This window comes from Nocardiopsis sp. TNDT3, assembly GCF_003427465.1.
Classification (GTDB): domain Bacteria; phylum Actinomycetota; class Actinomycetes; order Streptosporangiales; family Streptosporangiaceae; genus Nocardiopsis; species Nocardiopsis dassonvillei.
The window spans coordinates 1-2,081 of sequence record NZ_QPFC01000996.1 but is presented as its reverse complement, the minus strand read 5'-3'; the positions used below and the strand labels follow the sequence as shown (position 1 = coordinate 2,081).

Sequence of the window (2,081 nt, the reverse complement as noted above, 5' to 3'; positions counted from 1 at the left end):
GTCCCCCGGCCCCGAGGACCCCCGACGCGTTCTTCCCTCAGCTCCCAGACGGAGGCACCCCCGTGACCGAGATGTGCACGCCCACGGGCGGCCTGATCAACCCCGCGGCCTTCCCCATTCCGACCGCCAGTCCCGCCACCCTGGAGAGACAGGCGCGGGACCTGCGCCGGGAGGGGGCCAATGTGGCCGGAATCGGCGGCGACATCAAGAGCGCCTGGGCGGGGCTGTCCTCGTGCTACTCCGCGCCCGAGGCCGAGACCCTGTACGCGGTGGTGGACCCGGTCGCGACCGACGGTGACAAGGTGGAGACCTCCTTCGACAAGGCCGCGAGCGCGCTGGAGACCTTCGCCGAGGCCGTCCGGGACATCAAGGGCAAGTGGTCCACGCTCAAGAGCGACTCCTACACCTTCCTCAACTCCATCGAGGGCGACGACGACTGGCGCGAGGCCGACGGGTTCGTCGACAGCCTCCTGGGGCGCGAGAGCGAGAAGGTCGGGGAGCACCAGGCGCTGCTCGACCGCGCGGACGCGCTGCGGCGCGAGTACGAGGAGGCCGAGCGGGCCTGCGCCAACGCGATCAACGCCGACATCCCCGACCGCACCAACTTCGTCGCGGGCGACGGCGACGGGGAGTCCGCGCCGGGCGAGTTCGAGCACGGCTACGACGGGTACCTCGGCGACGTGGCCATGGCCTGGGGCGGTCCCATGGAGACCGACCACGGCTGGTGGGTGGACGCGGGTGCGGCGGTGGGCGACTTCTTCGTGGGGATCGCGGAGGACGTCGGCGGCATCACCGGGATGTACAGCTCCGAGGGCTGGTTCGAGATGTCCTGGGGCGACGCCATGTGGGAGTACCACGAGGGCAACCTCCAGTCCCTGGCGTCACTGGCGGGCATGTACGACTCCGAGAGCGACAGCTGGGGCTGGTCGGGCTGGGACACCGTCGGCAACGCCTGGAAGGACGCCGCGCACGCGGTGGTGCCCTGGGAGGAGTGGAGCGAGCGGCCCGGCTACGTCATCGGGACCGCCCTGCTCAACATCGGCGCGACCGTGGGCGGCGCCGCCCTGACCGCGACCGGCGTGGGCGCGGTCGTGGGCGTGCCGCTGATGGCCTGGCGCGGTTCGGCCATGCTCAACAGGATGGGCGGGGACGGGCCGAGCGTCCCCGACGTGGACGTGCCGGACATGAGCCGGATCAACCTGAGCCTGCCCCGGTTCGGCAACGTCTCCCTGGCGGATCTCAGGATCGACCTGGGCCAGCTCCGGGAGGGCGCCTTCAGCACCTCCCGGCTGTCGGAGATGCAGAACCTGCTGAGCAGGTTCACCGGCGGGGGCTTCTTCGGCGGCGGGGACAACCCGGGCGGGGACGGGAACGGCTCCGAGGGCTCCGACAGCCAGCGCGTCGCCAACCACCACGGCGACGAGGAGGGCGGCCCGGCCGACACCCGGCCCGCCGTGAACCCGACCACGCGTGAACTCGACGACAGCCGGGAGCTCCTGGAGCTGCTGACTTCGCATCCGGACTCCGCCGAGCTGGGCGACCTCGGGCGCAGGGTCCTCGGTGGGGAGGGAGGCGACAGCGACGCCCCCCGGCCGAACCGTTCCGGGCAGCCCGACCTGGAGGAGCTGGGCCTGGACCCGTCCCTGGAGGCGGTGTTCAGCGACATGAACGCGCACGCCTCGGACTACCCGGCGTGGGAGGCCAACCAGTCCCCGGACGGCCCGGAGTCAGGGAGGGTTCCCGCCCTCGTCGGCGGCGGGAACAACGACACGTTCGAGGGCAGCCAGGACGTCTCCAACCCGCCGTCGTACGACCGGGTGGACCTGACCGGCACCGGCGGCGACGGTCCCCAGCGCTTCCCGGACGACCACCGCGACGCGGACTTCGGCGACGACGGCCCGCAGATGCGGGACCGCACGCCCCTGGTCACCAACCGCGCGGACACCACGACCCCGAACGACATGGACGCCCCCGAGAACCGCACCAGCCTCGGGAACGACCCTGTCAACCGAGGCAGCGTGATCGACGCCTCCACCAACTCGAACGGCGGCGGGGACCGCCCCGGAGGCCCTGGCGGGGGC

Annotated in this window: 1 protein-coding gene; it reads left to right on the top strand. The window is 72.3% G+C overall.

The genetic code is table 11. From position 1 onward, the window contains the following. Window positions 1–71: 71 nt before the first annotated feature. The coding region (locus DQW06_RS22780) for a hypothetical protein (protein ID WP_232833126.1) at window positions 72–2,081 on the top strand (2,010 nt) is incomplete at its 3' end.